The organism is Streptomyces sp. CA-210063, assembly GCF_024612015.1.
Classification (GTDB): domain Bacteria; phylum Actinomycetota; class Actinomycetes; order Streptomycetales; family Streptomycetaceae; genus Streptomyces.
Map to the genome: position 1 here is coordinate 946,745 of NZ_CP102512.1, position 21,577 is coordinate 968,321.

Here is a 21,577-nt window from a genome sequence, read left to right on the forward strand (position 1 = left end):
CACCGTGCGGCCGGGCCACCAGTGTCGTACAGGAGGAACTGGCCTGACGACCGCGGCGGCCGGCCTGTTCGTCCGTCACCCTCCTCGGGCCGCCGGAACGCGGTTCGCGCGCGGCCACCGCCAAGACCGGGCGGACCAGAGCCGCGAAGCCGCCGGCCGCGGGGCCGCGCCGACGCGGCCGGGGGCGCTCGCTGAGCCGGCACAACCTGCACGACTGGCTGTTCTCCACCCCCTTTCCTGGTGCTGTTCGGCGTTTTCATGCTCTTCCCGATCGTCGCGACGCTCCTGATGAGCCTCACCGACTTCGGGGCACGCGATGTCACCCGTCCGCTGGAGGCGGAGTTCGTCGGCCTCGACAACCATGTGCGACTCTTCGGCGACGACACGTTCCGCACGGCCCTGTTCAACACCGCGTACTTCGTGGTCGTCGGCGTCCCCCTGACCGTCCTGCTCGGCCTGTTGGTCGCCATCCATCCTGCTCAACAACGGCATCGACCGGGCCCGCACCTTCTTCCGAGTCGGCTTCTACGCCCCCGTTGTCACCTCCATCGTCGCGGTCGCAGTCGTCTGGCGCTTCGTGCTCGACCTGTCGGACGGTCTGATCGCCGGCGTCGCGTCGGAACTGGGCATGAGGGCACCGGACTTCCTCGGCTCCGAGACCTGGGCCATGCCGTCGCTGATCGCGATGGCGGTGTGGCGCTTCGACGCCCACGACTGCGAGATCCTGGACTCCGACTATGAGACGGAGCTTTCCGGTGACGATGTGTGGTCCCATCGGCTCGCCGGACCATGGCGCTGGGGAGGCATTCCGAGAGTTCCAATACCCGAGTGCACCATTACACCCGGACGTGCACAAGATCACGGCCGCCGGAGCGGCACTCTCCGCGCACCTCAGCGTGCTCCGCGCACCGCGCTCCCTGCCGGGCCCGATCGTCATGACTCGCTGACGCCGGTCAAGGACACCGGTCCCCAACTGGTCCCCAAGAATGACCAAGGGCCGGTTTCGGATGTCTCCGAAACCGGCCCTGACCTGCGACCGTCTCCAGTCGGGACGACAGGATTTGAACCTGCGACCCCTTGACCCCCAGTCAAGTGCGCTACCAAGCTGCGCCACGTCCCGGCGCGCGTCCCACAGTGCTGTGATCCGTGTGAACGCGCAGGTAAACCCTACCCTACGCACCCCTTCCCCGACGCCTCGCCCATCCAGTGGACTCTTCACGGAACCGCGCCCCGCAGGCAGGATCGCCCGCAGCGCGCGGTTGTCGTCGGGCGGTTGTCGTCGTCGTGATCCGTACGACGCGGCCCGCCGTCAGGTGACCGGCGGCTCGATGTCCGCGTCGATGGGCTGCCAGCGGGTGACCGCCCGGGTCATGGGGTGGTCACCACCGAGTTCCTTGCTTTCTCGGGCGCGGCGCTCCGCCTCGTCGTGGAGTCGGCCGGCCTCCTCGTGCACCTGCTCGGCCTCATCAGAATCGTCCCGCCGCAGTTCGGCCGCGAGGTTCGAGGCCGCGGCGATGCCGAGGTAGTGGTCGGACCCGAGTACTTCGGTGAGCCCTTCGTACGCCTCGCGGCCCGCCGCGACGGCCCGTGCGTGGTCGCCGTTCTCGGAACGGTCCGTGGCGTGGTTCAGCATGCAGGTGAGGGTGTAGGGATGGCGCGGCCCGAGGAGTCGGCGGAAGCGGTCGAGGGTACGGGTCGACAGTTCCAGCGCGGCTTCCGGCTCTCCGGTCAGCCGGAGCAGTACGGCCAGGTTGGTGCCGCTGGCGAGGGTGAAGACATGGTCCGGCCCGAACCGACGCTCGTAACGGTCCAGGGTCTCCTTGGCGAGTTCGCGGCCACGGACGGACTCGCCCCGGTCGTACAGGTCCGCGCACAGGTTCGTGGCGATGGCGAGGGTGTCGGGGTGGTCGGGACCCAGCTCTTTCAGGGCCTGTTCGTGGGTCTCGTTGGTCAGCTTGTACGCCTTCTCGTACTCGCCCAGCCGTCGGTACAGGACCGCGGCACCGAGGGAAGCGCGGAACGTGATCAGGTGGTCGGGACCCAGCGCGCGCCGGCTGCGCTTCAGCGTGTCCTCGATGAGCTTCAGCGCCTCCCGGAACGCCCCTGCGGCCCGCAGGTCGCGGGCGTAGTTCGTGGCGGAGTTGAGTGTGGCGCGCTGGTCGGGTCCGGAGATCTCCCGGCGTTGTTCGAGGATCTCCCGGTTGGTGTCACGGGCAGCCTGCCGGTCGCCGGACAGGAACTCGGACACGGCGAGGTTGTTGGCGGCGGAGAGGGTACGGGAATGGTTGTCACCGAAGACGCGCCGTGTGCGTCGCAGGGTTTCCCGGTCGCTCTGCATGGCCTCGGCGTACCGGCCGACGGCGCGGAGGTCCGAGCCGAGACTCATGGCCGCGCCCAGGGTGTACGGATGGTCCTCGCCCAGGATCCGGCTGCCCCGTTCGTAGGCGTCGCGGGTCACGTCGTACGCCTCCGTCACCCGGCCCTGGTCGCGGAGCGCGTTGCCGAGTTCGGTGCGCAGCCGCAGCACGAGCGCGTCGTCCTGTTCGAAGCGCGGTGGCACCCAGCTGGCGAGCACCCGCTCGGCGGTCCTGTTGGCCGTGTCGGCGTCGCCGCTGCGCCACAGATAGCGGACGGTGTCGCAGATCCACTGCCGTACGGGGAGGTTGTGGCTCTCCTCCGCCCGGGTGGGCCACAGGTGCGGGAGCAGCGTGGCGTAACGCCGCCAGTTGTCGGACTCGTCGGCGTCCTTGGGGTTGGCCTGGCCGAGTACGGCTTGGGCCCGTTCCCGCATGGCGGTCTGCTCATCGGGGGTGAGCTGGTCCCGGAGCACACGCTGGATCAGGCGGTGCAGGGTGAGTGTGTCGGTCCGCTGGTCCACCTGGGCCAGTCCGTTGCGGACGATCTCTCCGTAGAGCCGGCTCATCAGCAGCGGGTCGGACAGGCTCGGGTCGTGGCGTTCGAGCAGTTCGAGGGAGGGCCGGCTGCTGAGCATGTCCCGCGGGATCGGGTCCGGCCCGAAGAACGCGCACAGTTGGAGCAGGGCCGCCGCGGCGGGCGTACGGGATTTCAGCCGGTCGAGTGACCAGCTTGCCGCTGCCGACGTCGGGTAGTCGGGGGCGGACTGGTTGCGCAGGATGTCGGTCATCTGAGTACGGAGCATCTCCACATAGGTGTCCACGGGCATCGCCGACTCCTGGAGTGAAGCGGCGGCGAGGCTCACGGCCAGCGGGAAGTCCCCGAGTTCCTCGGCGACCCGGGCCGCCTCGGTGGGCTCCAGGTCCTGGTTGTAGCGACGCAGCAGCGCGACGCTCTCCTCACGGGTGAAGAGGTCCACCTCGATACGTGCGGCGCGTTCGGCCCAGGCCGGGTTCCGCGAGGTGATGAGGATGTGGTGACCGGGCCCGCTGACCGGAATCAGACCGTCAAGGTCGGCCGGCTTCTCGGCGTTGTCGTACACGAGCAACCAACGCTCGTGGGGGGTGCCGCGACGGAGCTTGTCCAGAACCTCGTTGCATACGGCCGTCAAGTCCTTGCCACCAAGGGGCACACCGAGATGCCCGGCCAGCGTGTTCAAGTCCTGGCGGATCTGCGTCGGCTCTGCGGCGTTGATCCACCAGACGAGATCGTAGTCCGATTCGAAGCGGTATGCGTATTCGAGCGCGACCTGCGTCTTGCCCACACCGCCGAGTCCGTACAGTGCCTGGGGCAGGACGGCGGTGGTGCCCGCGAGCAGACTGTCGCGCAGGCGTTCGATGAGTGTTCGACGGCCGGTGAAGACGGCGTTGCGCTGTGGACGCCCCCCGATGACCTGCGGTTGAGTACCCGGAAGCCGGGCCGCCGCGGCCAGGCCGACGGCGGCCGGACGCGACCCCGGCTCGACCGAACCGACGCGGTCGACGGTGGTCAGCAGGCGGGCCACGGCCTCCTCGGCGGAGACACCCGCAAGGCTGACCGCCGAAAGGGGCGCGAACTCCGGCGGGGGCGGTGAGTCATCGACCCGGAGGGGGACGGCCATGCCTATCCGGCCCGACGGGTCCCTGCGGGTGGTCTGCCGCCAGATCTCCCGGGCCTGCGGCAGAGCCATGTACCGCGGGGAGAGCAGCACCACCATGCGCCCTTCACCCGCGAGAGTGCGCTCCAGCCACGTCGGTGACACCGGTGCGGCCGCGAGGTCGTCCGTCTCGATCGGAGCGAGCGTCGCCTCGTAGCCGGCCGCCCGCAGCACGGTGACGGTCCAGTCCGCCCACAACCGGTCGGTCGTGGCGTAGCTGACGTAGAAGTCCTTACGGATGACCGGCGAGGTCCGCTCGTACTCCGCGCGCAGCGTCCGGCGGTACGACTCGTCCATGTCGCCCAGCCGGGTCACGCGGTTGTCCGTGAGCCGGGCGGTGAGCCGTTCGAACGCGGCGAGCAGGGTGCCGTCCTGCCGTCGCTCCCCGACGGTCGCGGGGATCTCCTCGTACGCGTAGCTGGGTTTGTACGGGATCTCGACGCTGCTCCAGTACTGGTCCTGCTCCTGCGGAGGCACCCAGTCCAGGAAGGGGGCGAACAGACTGCGGGCCTGGTACCGGCCGGCCTCCAGACGGTCACGGCCCGCGTCCTCGACGCGCATGGGGACGGGGACGATACGGATGTCGCGCTGGGTGTGGGAGATGCGGCGGATCGAGCGCGCGACGTGGGCGGCGCCGTTGACGCCCTGTCGGCTGAGGGTGAAGCAGTCCACGACGATGTCCGGCATGACCACCGTGCAGATGCTCGCGGTGTCGCTGAGGCCGGTCCGGCTGTCGATCAGTATGTAGTCGTACCGCGCGGTCATGTCGTCGCGCAGCGCGGTGAGGAAGTCGGCGCCGCCCATGCGGTAGAACGTGCCCCAGTCGAAGGTGCTGACGGTGACCGCGTAGGTGTCGGGGTCCTGGACGCCGGCGGGCAGCAGGTCCAGTTTTCCGCCCGGTGGCAGCCGTAGTTCCGTGCCGACGGCGTACCGGTCGACGCGGGCCAGCCGTCGGTGGTCGGGCTCCTCGGGGAGGCCGGCCCCGTTCGGCCGGGGTGGCCCGGCCGCGCCCGCGCCGTCCACGCCGGAGCCCACACGCGGTACCACCGCGTGGCGGGCGAAGTCACTCACCATCTCTATGACGCCGGCGCTCTCGGTGAGTTCGGGGTCGGCCAGCAGGGGCTGGAGATAGGTGTGCAGTCCCGGGGCCTCGAGGTCCCAGTCCACGACGAGTACGCGCAGACCGTTGCTCGCGAGTATCCAGGCGGTGTTGACCAGCGCCATGGTGCGCCCCGTACCGCCCTTGAAGGAGTAGAAGGTGATGATGGTGCCCCGGCTGCGGTCGTCATGGGTCATCTTCCTGCTCCTTCTCATAGGGCATCTGGTGGGAGGAGGGGCGGGCAGCGATCGGGGGCGCGAGCCCGGTACGGCTGCGCGGGGCGGCCACGGTGCTCAGGACGGGGAGCGAGGCGGACGTGATCCGGGACATCTCCAGAGAGGTGAGCTTGAGGGTCTCGAGAAAGGAGACGAGGTGGTTCTGCGCCTTCGCGACAACCGCGTGGAGTGCTCCGTCGAACTGATCCGAACCGATCCCCGACTGCAGTAACGGCAGGGGATCCCCGGTCCCCTTCGCCCAGTTGAACGGAAGGGCTCCCCGGACCGCCTCCCAGTAGGCCTTGCTCCGGGCTCCGTCACCCGCCTCTTCCGGATCGCACGGAACGATGGCCGCGCTGCCCGGATGGTTGCTCCGGTCGTACGCGCGCAGGGCACTGCCGAACGGCTCGTCCGCGGCGGCCAGCGCCTCCACCAGGAGGACCGCGACCTGTCCCTGCCCACGAGCCTCGTCCAGAGTGGCGCCCAGCACGTCCGAGACGATCTCGGTCCGTACCGTGAAACCCCGCTCCTCCAGGAGCAGGCTCGCTCTCCTGGCCAGTGGTTCCGGGCATTCGGCGTGATAGGGGTTCCAGTCGGTCGGGCTCTCCCCGTGGCACCCCGGGTCCGTCGACCGTTTGTGGGCGTTCGCCGCGGTCCGGGCGGCGACGAGCAGCAGGGCGTGGCTGCCCGGCTCCGCGCGTTCGGCGGCGGACGGGAAGGGGCCGGCGGATTCCGGCCCGGTCAGGTCCAGGCCGTTGGCGGGCAGTATGCGGAAGTGCTCGGCGGCGACGAGGATCTGGTGCGCGATGAGGTTCACGATGCGGCGGTACTCCTCGCCGCCCGGGTCCGCGACCAGGATGCGGCGCAGGCCCCAGCGCGCGTAGTTCTCGCCGAAATCGAGGTTGTCGTACTGGATGTGGGCCGCGCCCGACGGAATGTTCTGCACCGGCTCCCACAGAACGGGGATGAGCGCTTTCGCGTCCACTCCCGTCACTTGTCTGTGGCTGCGCTGCCGGTCCTCGAACGCCTTCCACTCCCGACCGCAGAAGTCGCTTCTGAAGTAGTCGGGGGTGTACAGGGCCAGCATGGTGCGGCAGCGCCCGAGGGCGTCGCAGAGGGCCGCGTTCCAGTCCTGCCCCACTTGAATGGACTGTACGTCGAGAAACGGGCGGTCGAAGGGCACGGCATTGCCCTTGTGTAATCGCCGCAGTTCTTGGCGTAATTCCGCGCACAGGTCGTCGTAAAACCGCTTGACGAGGACCCGGGGTCCGCGCCTGCGCGCATAGCTCAGGAAGAAGTACGGTTCCAACGAGCCCCCGACGTGCCGCGTTTGCGGGATGCCTGTCGTGGGGTGGATGGATTCTCGCGCCTTGGAAGGTGGCTGACACCGGCGGAAGTGCACACGGTTCGGACGTCTCCCACACCTCCTCACCCCCCAACCGGTACCCCACAGCCATAGCCTTGGTTGAGTCGTGCCGAGACAGAGAACGATACCCCCTGTCCGGCAGGACAGGCCCCTTTCTGGCAGGGCCCGAATCCATGCTTCCCCCGATCTCCGCGTCCAACTCCCCTTCCGTACGTGCTTGTTCGCCGTGCGCTGCACGGCCGTTGTCCGTGCGCCCTGGGTCGCACTCCGGCTCAGGAGAGAGCTGACGGATGTTCCGTCCCGGGTTCCGACGGTGTTCCCGTGAGATGTGCCATCGCCCGGTGGATCCGGTGACGGACGTGGTCGATGAAGGCGGCGAGGTCGAAGCAGTAGACCGACGGGGTGGCGAATCCGGTGGTGGGGTGATGACGGTGCGCGTAGAGCCCGCCTCCGCAGACCGCGGCCAGCGCGCAGTCACGGCAGACCGGGCCTAGGCCGGGGAGGCCGGCCTGTCTCCCGCGTATGGTCTCCGTCGCGAGCGCGTCGGAGAAGGAGTTCCGGAGGACGTCGAGGCCGGTCTCGGGAGCCCCCTCCGCGACGACCTTCAGTGAGTCGGAGTGCTGCATCGTCCCGTCGGTCTCGACGACCACGAGATCCACCGGCGCGAGCCCCAGCCCCTCGGTGTTCACGGCCCCGCCGAGCACCCCGGACATGACCTCCTCGAACATCCGGACCCGGGTCTCCTTGCGCGGCGCGTCGAACCACCGGTCGAAGGCCGCGCCGAGCCAGTGTGCGTACGGTGTCGGCTCGTCCGGCGGCACGACGACCGGTGGTCGCGCCGGGGGAACCTCGCGGTGCTCGAGGCCGGGCGGCGGATGTCGCCAAGTGCCGTGCGGCAGGAGGAAATCGACGCGGGGTGCGTCGAAGTCCAGCAGTGCCTCGTAGGTCTCGACAGGGTCGTTGGCGAGTTCCACGGTGCACAACAGCCCCACGAACAGCTCTCGGTGACGGGGGCTGTTCAGCAGGCGCAGCGCCGCGGCGACACGCGCGTGGCTGGGGCGGCCGTTCGCGAACCGCCGGTGCCGGTCGTGCGCCGCCGGGGAACCGTCGACGCTGACCGCCACGCCGACCCGATGCCGGCGCAGCAGCACGAGGAAGTCCTCGTCGAGGAGAGTGCCGTTCGTCTGCATCGAACAACGCACCTCCACCACGGGGGCGAGGCGCTCGGTGATGACGGTGAGCAGCTCCCCGAGGTACGCCTTGCCGACAAGCAGGGGTTCTCCCCCGTGAAGGATGATCCGCACCATGGGGAGCCGGTGCTCACGGGCGTGTTCGGCGATCCGGTCCACGGCCTGCCGCACGGTGTCGAGGGACATCGCTCGGGGCCGTCTGCGCCAGCTCTGGTCGGCGGCGAAGTACACATAGCAGTAGTCACAGGACAGGTTGCACAAACTGTGTAATTTCAGGAGGAACTGCCGGAAGGGAACCGTGGGTAAGCCCCCGGATCCGGTCTCCGCCGTCATCACAGCGCACTCTCGAAGACGACGTCGGTCGTCCTCGACGCGCCGTCTCGTTCCTCCAGGTGGCGTCGCACGGCGTGACCGAACACCGTGTCCCTCCCTGCCACCGCCTCCAGCAGACCGGCCGTCACCTCGGAGATGTCGACCAGTCGTGTGCTGTTGTGGCTGTTCTGAGGCGCGTCCATGCCTTGCTGCCTCCCTGAGAGCCGATGGGTGCGTAGGAAGCCGCCCCCGCCCGGATACATTCCCTGTCCATGCTCTGTCAGTGCTCTTCGCACGTCCACAAGACATTTGGCGTCGGACGGCCCTCCACACACCGGCAACGGCAGGCTCTCTCCCCTTCCTTATTTGCCACCGTGGCCGAATTGACGTACATGACCGCCGTGTTTTCGGCTGCGGATGACAACGAATGGCGTACTCATCCGGAAAGCGGAATGCGGCCACCCCCGGTGTGAGCGGATATCGCGCGGATCCTGTGCCCTCTACTCGGGCGGCGTGGGCGTGTCATGTGTGCGGTACATCGCCTGGACGTCCAGCTCCAGCTGGATCGTCGGGCCGACCACCGCGATGCCGCGGGCGAGCATGGAGCGCCAGTTGAGGGTGTAGTCCTCGCGGTGGAGTTCGGCCTTGGCGAGGGCGGCGCAGCGGAGTTCCTCGCCGTAGCCGCCGTTGACGGTGCCGAGGTAGGTGGTGTCGAGGGAGACCGAGCGGCTGACGCCGTGCATGGTGAGGCTGCCCTGGAGGGTCCATTTGCTGCCGCCGCGGTAGGCGAAGCGGGTGCTGGTGAAGTCGATGTACGGGAAGCGTTCGACGTCGAGGAAGTCGGCGGAACGCAGGTGTGTGTCACGGGTGTTGTTGCCCGTGGTGATGCTCGACGCGTCGATCCGCACCTGGACGCGGGAGCGGGACATGTCCTGCTCGATGCGGAGTCCGCCCTCGAACCGTTCGAAACGGCCGTGCACATGGGCCATCCCGACATGCTTGGCGATGAAGCGGATCGCGGTGTGCGGCGGGTCGAAGAGCCAGGTTCCGGGGGCCGGGAGTTCGAGCGCCCGGGCCGACTGGAGCCACACACGCTCGGGGGAGACACCGGCGTCCGCGACGATCTCGATCGTCTCGCGGTGTGGTTCCAGCCCCTCGGCCATGATCAGCATGCTGTAGGTGCCCGGTGGCAGCACGGCCATGAAGAAGCCGTACGGGTCGGTGGTGCCACGTGCGGCGAGGCGGTAGCTGCCCAGTTCCGTCACCGTCACATCGGCCGCGCCCATGGGCTGGTTCACGGGGTCCAGTACCTCACGGAGGACGACACCAGCGCCGTGCGGGACCGGGAACGTGGCGCCCGCGGCGCCTCCGGGGGCGTTCCTGAATCGCCGCCGGAGCAGTCCGAGGGGCATGGTGTTCACCTTTCACTCTCGTCGTTCGGTTCTCGCCGTCAGCCGGTCAGCCGGGGTCGGTCAGTCGGTCAGGACCACACCGGGGGCCGGTCGCCCTCGTATGCCGCCCTCAGGACCTCCAGGGCGTCCGCCGTGGTGATCTGCCGTGGGTTGGGGTACGCCTGCCCCGTCACCTCGGCCGCCGCCACGGCCAAGTCGGCTTCCCCGAGGCCGAGTTCGGCCAGGGAGCGGGGGGCGCCGAGGCGGCCGGAGAGGTCCCACAGGGCCTGTGGGGCGTCGTCGGTGGCCAGGGCTCGACCGAGGGCCCTCAGGGCGTCGGGGGCGGCGGGCGCGTTGTAGGCGAGGGCGTACGGCAGGACGACCGTGTGGGTCTCGGCGTGCGGAAGGCCGAAGGTGCCGCCGAGGACGTGGCACAGCTTGTGGTGCAGACCCATGGTGGTGGCGCCGAGCGCAGCACCGCAGAGCCAGGCGCCGTAGAGGGCACGGCCGCGCGCCTCAAGGTCCTCGGGATCGGCCGCCACTCCGGGGAGGGCGCCCGTCATGGCCCGGGCGCCCTCCTCCGCCATCAGCGACACCAGCGGCGAGGCGTCCGGCGCGTACAGGGCCTCGGCGGCGTGTGCGACCGCGTTGATGCCGCTGGTCACGGAGAGGCTCACCGGAAGGGAGAGGGTGAGTTCGGGGTCGTAGACGACACTGCGCGGCAGGACCGAGGGGGCGCGGCCGGTGCGCTTGACGCCGTGTTCGGTCAGGCCCCAGACCGGGGTCATCTCGGAGCCGGAGTACGTCGACGGTACGGCGATCAATGGCAGTTCGGTGCGGAGCGCGATCGCCTTGCCCAGTCCGATCGCCGAGCCGCCGCCGACCGCCACGCACCCGTCCGCGCCCGCGGCCCGCGCCACCCGCACCGCCTGGTCCGCGACCTCGACCGGCACGTGCTGGCGAGCCTCGGCGAACAGTCCGGCGCACGCGTCGCCGAGCGAAGCCACGACGGCTCTGGCGGTCTCGCCGCCCCTCGGACCGCACACCACCAACAGCCGCCGCAGTCCCAGGCGTTCGGCCTCTCCCGCCACCGCGGTCACCGACGCGCCGGGCCGCATGACGACCCGCATGGGCTGGGCCTCGTACACGAACTCCATCACGACCGCCCCGAGTTGCCTGCGCCGCGTGTGTCGAGCCCCTCGGCGTCGCGGCCGTCAAGTGGGTCGAGTGGGTTGAGCACGAGGTCGAAGCGGGCGTGCCGGAACGGGTTCGGGACGCCGAACTCCTTTGCCAGGGACGGGTCGTCGTTCTCGGTGAAGTCCTTGACGAGGCTCTCCTTGACCGCGAAGACCGCGTCCGAGTCGAGGTGGTCGCTGCCGGCCACGAAGATGTGGGTGGTGACCGGCGCGTGGCCCTCGGCGGAGGCGATGAAGTGGATGTGGGCGGGGCGGTAGGGGTGCCGCGCCGTCGCCCGGAGAAGGTCCCCGACGGGGCCGTCCGTGGGGATCGGGTACGGGCTCGGCACGCAGGTGCGGAACCAGAAGCGGCCCTCGTCGTCCGCCGTGAACAGTCCGCGCCCGTTGCCCGCCGGCTGGACGTCCGGCTGCTGGACGTCGTAGTAGCCCTCGGCGTTCGCCTGCCAGACGTCGAGGGCCGCGCCGGGCAGCGGGGTGCCGTCCTTCGCCAGCACGCGCCCGCTGACCACGCACGGCCCGCCGCCGCCCACCAGGTCGATGTCCGCGCCGAGCTCCCGGACCGGGGACTCGGTCATGTGGAACGGGCCGAGAACCGTCGACTCGGTCACGCCGCCGCGCTCGTCGCTGTTGATCGTCTCGACCAGCATCGAGACGCCGAGGACGTCCGACAGGAGGACGAACTCCTGTCGGGTGTCCGTGCAGGTCTGTCCGGTCGCCGTGAGGAAATCGATCGCCCGTTCCCACTCGGCCATCGTCGGTTCGGTCTCCCGGACGAAGGCGTGGAGGTGGCGGGTGAGGGCGGCGAGCAGCCCGCGCAGCCGCGGGTCGGCCGTGCCGTCGAGGCTGTCGACGACCGCCTCGGTGATGCGGGTGGTGAATTCGGTGGTCATGCCCCACTCCTACGACGGTTCCCGCGACTCCGCTACGGCTGAGCGCGCGGCTGTTCCCTTTCAGGCAAGCCCGAGGATCCGCCGGACCGCCTCGGTCAGCAACCGCTCGGCGTCCGCCGGGGACGCGGCCGCCGTGGCCTGCCGGAAGGCGATGTACCCGTCCGGCCGTACGAGCAGGGCTCCCCCGTCGGCCACCTCGCTGAGGCGTGCCCAGTCGCCGTACGGGTCCTCGTACTCCTGCCCGGGGCCGATGACGACGGTGGCGATCTCCAGGTTCTGGGCCGCGGCGGCCCGTGTCCAGTCGGTGCCGCCGATGCCGGTGATCAGGGTGAAGCGGCCTCGGCCGACGGTGTCGAGCGTGGACAGGGTGCGGGTGCCGGAGGTGATCCAGGCGTGCGGGAGCTTGGCGCCGGGGCGGGAGGTGGGCTGGTGGTACAGCTCGGGGTCGCGGTCGAAGCCGGGGTCCGGGGTGCCATCGGGCACGATGGCTTCCGAGGCGTACCGCTGGTTGAGGTCGACGCCGTGCGCGTTGAACTCGTACACCTTGAACGCGATCGCCTCACGCAGCCTGGCCCTCTGCTTCTCCGCCGCCTGGGTGTCGTCCTTGCGGGCGGCGATGTTGGCCCACAGCTGCTCGGGGGTCTGCGGGGAGAGCCCGTCGAGTGCCTCGAAGACGGGGGCGGTCTCGCCGATGGACTTGTTGGCGCGGGTGACGATCTGCTTGCCGATCGGGGCGCGCTCGGCGGTGTAGGTGTCCAGCAGCCTGGGGGAGGCCGTGCCGTCGAGGACGAGTTTGAGCTTCCAGGCCAGGTTGTAGGTGTCCTGGATGGAGGTGTTGGAGCCGAGGCCGTTGGACGGCGGGTGGCGGTGCGTGGCGTCACCGGCGCAGAAGACTCGGCCGTTCGAGTAGGTCTCCGCGTACATCTCGTTGACGGTCCAGGCCGAGGACGACTTGATGGTCACCGGGATCTCGTCGTCGCCGACCAGCCTGCGGACGATCGACTCGGCGTACTCGGTGGTGAGGTCGGGGGCGCCGGCGGTGACGTCGTACCCCCAGACGATCAGCCACTCGTTCCAGGGCCGTACGCAGCGGACCAGGCCGGCTCCGATGCCGCCGACGGTGGCGCCGGGGGCGAGCACCCAGTAGAGGGTGGACGGCCGGTGCGCGGTGTACTTCGTCAGGTCCATGTCGAAGACGATGTTGATGCTGCCGGCCACGCCCATCTGGCCGCCCATGGGCAGCCCGGCGTCCTCGGCGACCTGGGAGCGGCCGCCGTCGGCGCCGATGAGGTACTTGGCGCAGATGGTGTACTCGTCGCCGCGCAGCCGGTCCTCGACGGTGACCGTGACGCCCTCGTCGTCCTGGACGAACGACTTGTAGACGGTGCTGAAGCGCAGGTTGGTGCCGCGGGCGACGGCCGCGTCGATGAGCACGGGCTCCATGAGGTGCTGCGGCATGTCGCACATACGGGTGGGGCTGGCCAGGTCGTGCGCGGCCTGGACGAGCGGGTCGTTGCCCCAGGAGCGGATCCGGCCCAGTTCCTCGCCCGCGAGGCTGGTGCAGAAGGTCGTGTTGCCCATCAGCTGCTGCGGCGTGGCCTTCGCGACGACCTCGTCCTCGACCCCGAGATCCCGCAGGACCTCCATGGTGCGCTGGTTGGTGATGTGTGCCCGGGGCGTGTCGGCGAGACGCGCGTAGCGGGTGACCACGATGTTCGGGACGCCGTACGTACTGAGGGCGAGCGCGGCGGAGGCGCCCGCGGGGCCACTGCCCACGATCAGTACGTCGGTCACGACATCGGGCTCGACGATGTGCACGGCAAACGCTCCAGGGAATGAGAACAGGCACCGACCTTTCAAGATCATGGAGGGCGGCGCGGGAGCGTGGGTGTCTCAATAAGAGACAGTGCGTGTGGCTTGTCGCTCTCGGATACGGGACGGGGGCCGCGCCCGTTCAGGCGGGCGCCGTGGGCTCGGGCGTGCCGCCGGGAAGCGGGGTGCTCGTTGCCCGTTCAACCTCGCCCGGTACGGTGAGTGGTGTCGTGACCACCGCAGAGCACCTCTCCGTCCTCCCTGCCCTGGCGTCGCTGCGCAGGGCCCGTGAGCTGTTCCTCGAGGAGCGCCCACTGCCGGACGGTGTGCCGGAGGACGTGGTCGCCGCCTGGAAGCGTGCCCGGTTCTTCGGCGTACGACACGACGTGCCGGCCCCCGCGCCCGAAGCGCCACGGAATTCCGTACGACATCCCGTACGACCAGCCGCATCCGACCTGTTGGCCGCGGCCCGGCCCGTGCTCGAACGGCTCGCGCCCGCCGTAGGCACCGGGCAGACGGCCCTCGTGCTCACCGACGAACGGCTGCGGGTGCTGTGGGCGACCGGGCGCGCGCCGGACGATCCCTGTTGCGAGGACCTCTCCGAGCAGGTGGTCGGCCACAACAGCGCGGCGCTCGCGCTGCGCATCCGCCGTCGCGCCGAGGTGCACGGCCCGGAGCACTTCCTCGATCTGTGGCAGGACGTGTCCGCGGTCAGCGTGCCGGTGCTCGCGCCGGAGACCGGGCAGACGCTGGGCACGGTGACGGTCACGTCCGGGCTCTGCGCCGAGTGTGTTCCACATCCCTGGGCCTCGCTCGCCGAGGCCGCGGCCGGTGCCGTGGAGGCGGAACTCCTGGCGCGGTCGCAGCCGGCGGAACGGGTCCTGCTGGACGCGTATCTGCGGGCCGCACGGGACCAGGGGCAGGCGGTCGTCGCCCTCGACGGCCGCAATCGTCTGGTGAGCGAGGCCGCGGGGCGGCTGTTGTCACCGGAGGGTCTGGAGGCGCTGGAGCGAAGCGTGGTCGGACTGCTGCGGGGCGCGGACGGTGGGGAGGGTGGGGAGGGCGCGGACGGTGGGGAGGGTGGGGTGCGGTCGGCGGGTGAGGGGGCCTCGGGCGTGCCCGCCCATGCCGCTTCGCAGCGAGTGTCCGCAGCCATGGCCGCGGCAGGCTCGGCGTCGGGCTCCACAGCCGCGGCAGGCTCGGCCTCGGGCTCGTATCGCGTCCGGCTGCCTGACGGTGTGAGGTGTTCGGCGACGGTCTCACCCGTACCGCACCGGGGCGCGGTCATCGGTGCGGTGGCGGTACTGGAGCCGCTGGGGCGTGCGACCGCGGCGCCGGTCGGGCGGGATGTCGTGGCACTGGCCGGACGATCGGTGCCGTGGCGGCATGCGGTCGGCCGCGCGACGGAGTTGGCCCGGTCGCCGGAACCACTGCTGCTCGTCGGTGAGCGCGGCACCGGGAAGACGGCGCTCGCTCACGAACTGGCCGCCGACGTACTGGTCGTCGACGCGGCGGAGGGCGAACTCGGTTCCGTGGTCGATGAGCTGACGGAGGGTCACGCGCTCCTCATCCGCCATGTCGAACGCCTCGCCCAGCCCGACACCGCGACCCTCAACTCGCTCCTCGAAACCCACCCGGGCGCGCCCCTGCTGGTCACCTACACCCCCGGGCCTCCCCCTGGCCCCTGCCTCCAACGGCTCCTGGACACACTGGCCGCGCGCTCGGTCACCCTGCCCACGTTGCGCGAACGGCCGGAGGACATAAGGGAGTTGCTGACGGCTCTGGCACCGAAGCCGACACCGGGACAGCCTCCGCTCACCTGGACACTGGACGCCCTGCGCGCCCTGGAACAGCACCCATGGCCCGGCAACGTCACCGAACTCCTGCATCTCGTACGGGCGTTGGCTGAGCACCGCCGCGCGTCCGGTCCCGTCCGGCGCGCCGAACTGCCGGACCCCGTCCGCGAGGGGCCCGCGGCCCGGCGTCTGAGCCCCATGGAACACGCCGAACGCGCCGCCATCCTGGAGGCCCTGCGCCGCAACGGAGGCAACAAGGCCCGCGCGGCCGCGTCCCTGGGCATCGCCCGCGCCACGCTGTACCGGAAGCTGCGGGGCTATCGAGGCTGACCGTGTGCCACGCGGCGCATTCGCCCTCCCGGCGGACCTCTCATCCGTGGACGCGACGCCGTGACGACGTGCACGGCCGGCGACGCCGGCCGGCGAGCGCGGGTCGCCGCGGTCGGACACGGTCGCGGTACGCATGACAGGGCCGGACTCGCCGGCTGCCGCGGCCCGGGATCCAGCAGCCGCTCGCCGCCGGGGTGTGCCTCCGGCATGCCCGCCGCGCCGGTACGTGAGGCCGCAGCCGAGCGTGGCGCGGGTGGGCCCGACTTGGAGTCGTGCAGCAGCCGCCCGACGAGGGTGGACTTGCGGCCGGGGAGGCGTGGTCCCAGGAGACGGCCACGGTTCAGACCTGCGGCATGTCAGTGGCGTCGAGCCGGGATGGGTGCGGTGTCCGGAGAGCCGGGATGGGTGCGGTGTCCGGTGACCGGGCTGCCCACCGATTGCGGTCGTCGCGCCCCGTCCGGCAGGCGATCACGGTTGCGGGTCGGGCAGGACGCGGGGCGGGCTGCCGCCAGGCGAGCTGCCGCCGGGCACCTCGCGGCCGCACGGCAGCACGGCAGCGCGGCACGCACGGACGCGAGGCAGGCCGCCGCCGACCACGACCCCGCTGGCCGGGCCCCCGCCAGGGGCCGCGCTCGCAAGGTTCCCCGGTGGCGCTGTCACCCTGCCTTGGCGGCCGCGCGTACCTCGTCCGCCAGCGGCTTGTCGAGGGCCGCGTGGACCAGGCCGTCCGCCAGCCGGGGCATCTCGCGGTCGGGGACGAGGCCGCTCAGCTTTTCGGGTGAGGCCGGCAGCCCGAGCCGTCGGGCCCCGTCCAGGGCTTTGCGGTCGATGTACGGCGCGAACTCCGGCCACACGCCCTGCACGTCACGCAGGAAGATGTCGGCTCCCGTGGGCCCGATCCCGGGTATGTCCAACAGGGCCTTCTTCGGGTCGGCTTCCTCGCGCAGCCGGCGCAGATCGCCGTCATAGCGCTCCAGAACCAGTTCGGCTCCCTTGCCGAGCATCGTGGAGGTCCGCTCGTCGTAGCGCCGGTAGCCGCCCTCGCCGAGTGCGTCGACGCGCTGCTGCCAGGACGCGTCGGCCATCGACCGCGGGGTGCGCATTCCGGCGTCGAACAGCGCCTTGGCCGCTGCCACGGCGATGTCGGCCTGGATACGGGCGCTGAGGAGTGTCGCGAGCACGAGCGTCTGATACAGCGGCGCCGGGGTGTTGCGCAACCGGATGCCGGCCTGCGCCGTATAGGCGCGCCGCTGTCGGTCGAGCAGGGCGCGCACCACCGCTTCGTCCGTCGCGCCGGTCGTCTTCCTGCCGGACTTCCCATCGGTCTTCGCGGTCTTCGCGGTCATCGCTGATCACCCGTTCAAGGTTTCACCGGTCGTCCGGAGGGCGTCATATCCCGCGCGATCCGGGTACCCGTCCAGGTCCGATCGATTCCTTGGGTGTGGCCGCGGATGGCGTCAGGCAGGCCATCCCCTGACCGCGCAGCGGGACCTGAAGGAGTGGACCATGCGACTTTCGTTCCTCGAACCCCTGTACAAGCAGCCCGGCCCCTACGCATCGGTCTACCTGGACACCTCCCGCCACAGCGCCATCGACGATCCCGACGCCGCCGTGGACCTGAGCAGGCGGCACCTGCGGAACGCCCTGGCATCCGAAGGGGCCGATCAGGCCTCCATCACCGCGGCGGCGGACGCCGTGGGCGGCGACATGGACATCCCCGGCGTACACGGGCAGGCGGTGTTCACCGCGCACGGCCGGCTGGCCCTGCTGGACGAGCTGCCCACGCCCCCCGCACACGACACGGCGCACTTCGGAACGCTGCCCGACACCATGCCGCTGATCGTCCAGCACTCCCCCGAGATCCCCTATGTGGCGGTCCACGTCCACTACGGCGGCCGTCACTCCACGGACGCCACCGGTACCGTGCGGATCGAGGCCGAGATCGGCGTATGGCCCCTGACCAAGGTCACACCGGGACACCGCCTCAACGAGGAGATCCCGGTGACCGACTGGCTCAACGCCGCCAAGGTGCTGGGCGGGGAACTGGAAGGCCACGCGCGGCGTATCAACGCCGAGGAGGTGGTCGTCGCGGGGGACGTCTGGGCCCGTGGCATTCTCGTCCGCCGACTCCCCGCTCCCCTGCGCGGGCGGGTCACCACCGTCGAGGGCGCCGGTGAGTCCCAGCCGCGGCGGGCACTGCTGGAGCACAGGCTCGAGAGCCTCTTCAGCGGACGTATGGCCGAGCACGACCGGTCCCTGCTGGCCGGCTTCCTCGCCCAGCGCGCCCGCGACGGGGCGTCGGCCGAGGGCCTGGCCGAGGCCGTGTCGGCCCTGCAACGCGGTCAGGTCAAAGCCCTCTTCCTCAACAACCACCCCGAGTCGCCACTGCGCCTGTGGATCGGCCCGGAACCGAGCCAACTCGCCCTCACCGAACAGGAACTCCGCTCCTACGGCATCCAGGACATCCGTGAGGAGCGGGCCGACGCGGCCCTCACCCGCGCTCTTGTCGACACCAGGGCCGAACTCGTCGTCGTGCCCGAGCAGCAGCTGCGACTGCACGACGGCGTCGGCGTCCTCCTCCGGTACGCCGATCCGACGCCGCGCACCTGACCGGGACCCCTGACGAGAAGGGCGGTTTCCGGGAGTCGTCGCGACCTTGACGCGCCTACCCTGGAGGTGTGGCTCGGTCCAACGACGAGGTCGCCGCACTCTTCCAGGAGTACGCGGACCTGATCTCGATCACCGGCGGGGACGCGTTCAAGGCGCGCGTCTACGAGAAGGCTGCCCGCGCGATCGGCGGTCACCACGCCGATGTCGACACGCTCGACGTGAAGGGCCTGCGGCAGATTCCCGGGGTCGGCACATCGATCGCCGAGAAGGTCGTCGAGTACTTCCGCGAGGGCAGCGTGTCCGCCGTGGAGAAGCTGCGGGCGAGGATCCCCGCCGGGGTCCGGCAGCTGACGGCCATCCCCACGCTCGGCCCGAAGAAGGCCATGGTGCTCCACGAGGAACTGGGAATCTCCTCCGTCGACGAACTGGCCGACGCCATCCACGCGGAGCGCCTGCGCGACCTGAAGGGCTTCGGCCCCAGGACGGAGGAGAAGATCCTCCACGGCATCGAGCTCCTGCGGTCCTCCGGGGACCGCGTCCTGCTCGACGCGGCCCTCGACCTCGCCGAGGAGACCGTCGCCGCGCTGTCCCGCGTGACCGGTTGCCGGCGGTGCGCGTACGCCGGGTCACTGCGCCGCTTCCGGGAGACGGTCGGCGACATCGACGTCCTCGCCGCGGCGAAGAAGCCGATGCCCCTGATGCGGGCGTTCACGGAGCTGCCGTACGTCACCGAGGTCATCGCCCACGGCGACAAGAAGACGTCGGTCCGCACCGGCAAGGGGCTCGCGATCGACCTTCGGGTCGTGCCGCCCGACTCCTGGGGCGCCGCCCTGCTGTACTTCACCGGCTCCAAGGCGCACAACATCCGCATCCGCGAGATCGCCGTGCACCAGGGGCTGAAGCTCTCCGAGTACGGACTGTTCGACGCCGAGAGCGGCGAGAAGATCGTCTCCGCGACGGAGGAGGACGTGTACGCCCGGCTCGGCCTGCCGTGGATCGAGCCCACGCTGCGCGAGGACCGCGGCGAGATCGAGGCCGGGCGGCGCGGCGAACTGCCCGACCTGGTCACGGAGTCCGACATCCGGGGCGACCTGCACACCCACACCGACCTCACCGACGGCCTCGCCCCGCTGGAGGACATGGTCCGGTCCGCGGCGGAGCGCGGCTACGCCTACTACGCGATCACCGACCACGGGCCGGACCTGTACATGCAGCGCATGACCGACGAGCGGATACTCGCCCAGCGCGATCGGGTACGGCAGCTCGACCGCGCGTACGGCAAGCGGGGCGGCATGCGGCTGCTGCACGGCGCGGAGCTGAACATCGCCCCCGACGGCGGCGTGGACTGGCCGGACGACTTCCTGGCCGGCTTCGACCTGTGCGTGGCGTCGGTGCACTCGCACTTCAACCAGGACCGCGAGGCGCTGACCCGGCGGATCGTGAGGGCCTGCGAGAACCCTTACGTCAACATCATCGGCCACCCCACCACCCGCATCCTCGGCAGGCGGCCCGGTATCGACGCCGACCTCGACGCGATCTTCGCCGCCTGCGCCCGCACCGGCACGGCCCTGGAGATCAACGCCCATCCGGACCGGCTCGACCTGCGCGACGAGGACATCCTGCGGGCCCGGCGGCACGGCGTGAAGTTCGCGATCGACAGCGACGCCCACTCCACCCTCCACCTGGCCCACATGCGGTACGGCGTGGGTACGGCCCAGCGCGGCTGGCTCGCCAAGGAGGACGTGATCAACACCTGGCCGCACTCCCGACTGCGGCGCTTCCTGGAGAAAACCGGATTAATCGGGGTACATCGAAGGCATCGAGGAAATCAAAGGTAGTGAGGAAGAAGACGAGGCAGATGATCTCCCAACTGGTCACGGTGCCCGTCGACGACACGGAGCTCGCGGGCGACCTCGCCGTGCCGACGCAGGCGCGAGCGGTCGTGCTGTTCGCGCACGGCAGCGGCAGCTCCCGGCACAGCCCGCGCAACCGCGCGGTCGCCGCCGAACTGCGCACCGCGGGGCTCGGCACCCTGCTGATCGACCTGCTCACCGAGGAAGAGGAGCGGCGCGACACGGCGACCGGCGAGCACCGCTTCGACATCACCCTGCTGGCCCGCCGTCTGGTGGCCGCGATCGACTGGCTGGAGGTCCAGTCCGACACCCGGGGCCTTCCCGTCGCCCTGTTCGGCGCCAGCACGGGCGCGGGCGCGGCCCTGGTCGCCGCCGCCGAGCGGCCCGACCGCGTGTTGACCGTGGTGTCGCGCGGCGGACGGCCGGACCTGGCCGGCGACGCACTGGAGGCCGTACGGATTCCGGTCCTGCTGATCGTCGGCGGAGAGGACCACCAGGTGATGCGGCTCAACCAGGAGGCCGCCCGCAGGCTGAGCGGTCCGCACACCCTGCGTGTCGTGCCGGGCGCCACCCACCTGTTCGAGGAGCCCGGCGCGCTGGAGCGGGTCGCCGACATCGCCCGGCAGTGGTGCGACGACCGTCTGAAGACCGCGGCCGGGTGAGAACTCTGAAGACCGCGGCCGGGTGAGAACCGCCGTCGTGCGTCGACCTGCGGGACTCGCTCCCCTGTGCGAAAGGAGTGGCATCCGCGATGCAGTTCCGTGACCGAAAGCAGGCCGGACGGAAACTGGCCGAACAACTGCGGATCCGGCAGGAGAAGGGCGCCCTCCCGGACCCTGTCGTCCTCGCCCTCCCCCGGGGCGGTGTCGCCGTGGCCCATGAGGTGGCCCGGGCGCTGGGCGCCCGGCTCGACGTGCTCGTCGTCCGCAAGATCGGCGCCCCGTTCCAGGAGGAGCTCGGTGTGGGCGCGATCGCCGGGGACGACGAGCCGCTGTTCGACGAGGCCGCCCTGGACCGGCTGGGCCTGAGCAGAGCCGGCCTCGCCGGGACGGTCGAGCGGGAGCGCGCCGAACTCCGCCGCCGCGAACAGCTCTACCGGGAGGGCCGCCCCGCCCCGGACGTGCGGGGACGTACCGTGATCGTCGTCGACGACGGCCTGGCGACCGGCGTCACGGCCCGCGCCGCGGTGCGTGCCGTGCGGCGGCAGGCGCCCGAGCGGATCGTGCTGGCCGTGCCGGTCTGCTCGCCGGAGGCGTCGGACCTGCTGCGCGCCGAGGTCGACGAGGTGGTCTGCCTGTACCGTCCGGCCGCCTTCATGGCCGTCGGCCTCTGGTACGAGCACTTCGACCAGCTCTCCGACCGGGACGTGCTCGCCGCGCTGCACACGGGCGCCGACCGCTGAACGCGTACGTGCGCCCCTCCACGCCCCATGCGCCCACCGGCGGCTTCACCCCGGCGTCGATCGC

Annotated in this window: 14 protein-coding genes, 1 tRNA gene and 1 pseudogene; 6 read left to right on the forward strand and 10 right to left on the reverse strand. The window is 70.7% G+C overall.

The features are described 5' to 3' along the window. Positions 1-134: 134 nt before the first annotated feature. Positions 135-700: pseudogene (locus tag JIX56_RS04145) on the forward strand (carbohydrate ABC transporter permease); the annotation flags it as partial. A 346-nt stretch (positions 701-1,046) separates the two neighbouring features. Here JIX56_RS04145 and JIX56_RS04150 read toward each other — a convergent pair. From JIX56_RS04150 to JIX56_RS04190, 9 genes are all read right to left on the reverse strand, one after another. After that, positions 1,047-1,120, reverse strand: a tRNA-Pro gene (locus JIX56_RS04150). Between the two features lie 189 nt (positions 1,121-1,309). Further along, positions 1,310-5,347 (reverse strand): FxSxx-COOH system tetratricopeptide repeat protein, encoded by a 4,038-nt coding sequence (fxsT, locus tag JIX56_RS04155; RefSeq protein ID WP_257537395.1) that lies wholly within the window; start codon positions 5,345-5,347, stop codon positions 1,310-1,312. Next, positions 5,337-6,674, reverse strand: a complete 1,338-nt coding sequence (locus JIX56_RS04160; protein WP_257537396.1) for a TIR-like protein FxsC — start codon at positions 6,672-6,674, stop codon at positions 5,337-5,339. Before JIX56_RS04160 ends, fxsT begins: the two co-directional genes overlap by 11 nt. Before the next feature lie 329 nt (positions 6,675-7,003). Then, a complete protein-coding gene (locus JIX56_RS04165) occupies positions 7,004-8,254 on the reverse strand; it encodes an FxsB family cyclophane-forming radical SAM/SPASM peptide maturase (RefSeq protein ID WP_257537397.1) in 1,251 nt (416 codons plus the stop codon). Next, entirely contained in the window at positions 8,254-8,436 is a 183-nt protein-coding gene (gene fxsA, locus JIX56_RS04170; RefSeq protein WP_257537398.1) for an FxSxx-COOH cyclophane-containing RiPP peptide, read from the reverse strand. Before fxsA ends, JIX56_RS04165 begins: the two co-directional genes overlap by 1 nt. Before the next feature lie 297 nt (positions 8,437-8,733). Further along, a complete protein-coding gene (locus JIX56_RS04175) occupies positions 8,734-9,645 on the reverse strand; it encodes a YceI family protein (RefSeq protein ID WP_257537399.1) in 912 nt (303 codons plus the stop codon). Between the two features lie 68 nt (positions 9,646-9,713). After that, a complete protein-coding gene (locus tag JIX56_RS04180) occupies positions 9,714-10,781 on the reverse strand; it encodes a maleylacetate reductase (RefSeq protein WP_257537400.1) in 1,068 nt (355 codons plus the stop codon). Continuing rightward, on the reverse strand, positions 10,781-11,710 hold the full coding sequence (locus JIX56_RS04185; protein ID WP_257537401.1) for an intradiol ring-cleavage dioxygenase: 930 nt from the start codon (positions 11,708-11,710) through the stop codon (positions 10,781-10,783). Before JIX56_RS04185 ends, JIX56_RS04180 begins: the two co-directional genes overlap by 1 nt. Positions 11,711-11,770: 60 nt before the next feature. Next, positions 11,771-13,528 (reverse strand): FAD-dependent oxidoreductase, encoded by a 1,758-nt coding sequence (locus tag JIX56_RS04190; RefSeq protein ID WP_306819821.1) that lies wholly within the window; start codon positions 13,526-13,528, stop codon positions 11,771-11,773. Positions 13,529-13,752: 224 nt separating this feature from the next. Between JIX56_RS04190 and JIX56_RS04195 the strand changes: the two genes are divergently transcribed. Further along, on the forward strand, positions 13,753-15,648 hold the full coding sequence (locus JIX56_RS04195; RefSeq protein WP_257537403.1) for a helix-turn-helix domain-containing protein: 1,896 nt from the start codon (positions 13,753-13,755) through the stop codon (positions 15,646-15,648). Between the two features lie 656 nt (positions 15,649-16,304). On the opposite strand, the gene JIX56_RS04200 is transcribed toward JIX56_RS04195, so the two are convergent. Next, a complete protein-coding gene (locus tag JIX56_RS04200; RefSeq protein WP_257537404.1) occupies positions 16,305-16,994 on the reverse strand; it encodes an endonuclease in 690 nt (229 codons plus the stop codon). Between the two features lie 160 nt (positions 16,995-17,154). Between JIX56_RS04200 and JIX56_RS04205 the strand changes: the two genes are divergently transcribed. The 4 genes from JIX56_RS04205 to JIX56_RS04220 all read left to right on the forward strand — a co-directional run bounded on the left by JIX56_RS04205 (position 17,155) and on the right by JIX56_RS04220 (position 21,513). After that, positions 17,155-18,258: a baeRF2 domain-containing protein gene (locus JIX56_RS04205; RefSeq protein ID WP_257537405.1), complete on the forward strand. Its 1,104-nt coding sequence runs from the start codon at positions 17,155-17,157 to the stop codon at positions 18,256-18,258. Between the two features lie 68 nt (positions 18,259-18,326). Further along, entirely contained in the window at positions 18,327-20,096 is a 1,770-nt protein-coding gene (polX, locus tag JIX56_RS04210; RefSeq protein WP_257537406.1) for a DNA polymerase/3'-5' exonuclease PolX, read from the forward strand. Between the two features lie 20 nt (positions 20,097-20,116). Further along, positions 20,117-20,773 carry a dienelactone hydrolase family protein gene (locus JIX56_RS04215; protein WP_257550720.1) on the forward strand — a complete coding sequence of 219 codons (657 nt, stop codon included), beginning with the start codon at positions 20,117-20,119 and terminating at the stop codon, positions 20,771-20,773. A gap of 89 nt (positions 20,774-20,862) precedes the next feature. Continuing rightward, positions 20,863-21,513: a phosphoribosyltransferase gene (locus tag JIX56_RS04220; RefSeq protein ID WP_257537407.1), complete on the forward strand. Its 651-nt coding sequence runs from the start codon at positions 20,863-20,865 to the stop codon at positions 21,511-21,513. Positions 21,514-21,577: the final 64 nt, after the last annotated feature.

Bases quoted from the DNA above. Each gene is read 5' to 3' on its own strand.
- JIX56_RS04220 (WP_257537407.1), top strand. From the start codon at position 20,863: ATGCAGTTCCGTGACCGAAAGCAGGCCGGACGGAAACTGGCCGAACAA.
- fxsA (WP_257537398.1), bottom strand. From the start codon at position 8,436: ATGGACGCGCCTCAGAACAGCCACAACAGCACACGACTGGTCGACATC.
- JIX56_RS04215 (WP_257550720.1), top strand. From the start codon at position 20,117: ATGATCTCCCAACTGGTCACGGTGCCCGTCGACGACACGGAGCTCGCG.
- JIX56_RS04175 (WP_257537399.1), bottom strand. From the start codon at position 9,645: ATGCCCCTCGGACTGCTCCGGCGGCGATTCAGGAACGCCCCCGGAGGC.
- JIX56_RS04180 (WP_257537400.1), bottom strand. From the start codon at position 10,781: ATGGAGTTCGTGTACGAGGCCCAGCCCATGCGGGTCGTCATGCGGCCC.
- fxsT (WP_257537395.1), bottom strand. From the start codon at position 5,347: ATGACCCATGACGACCGCAGCCGGGGCACCATCATCACCTTCTACTCC.
- JIX56_RS04165 (WP_257537397.1), bottom strand. From the start codon at position 8,254: ATGACGGCGGAGACCGGATCCGGGGGCTTACCCACGGTTCCCTTCCGG.
- JIX56_RS04205 (WP_257537405.1), top strand. From the start codon at position 17,155: ATGCGACTTTCGTTCCTCGAACCCCTGTACAAGCAGCCCGGCCCCTAC.
- JIX56_RS04200 (WP_257537404.1), bottom strand. From the start codon at position 16,994: ATGACCGCGAAGACCGCGAAGACCGATGGGAAGTCCGGCAGGAAGACG.
- JIX56_RS04185 (WP_257537401.1), bottom strand. From the start codon at position 11,710: ATGACCACCGAATTCACCACCCGCATCACCGAGGCGGTCGTCGACAGC.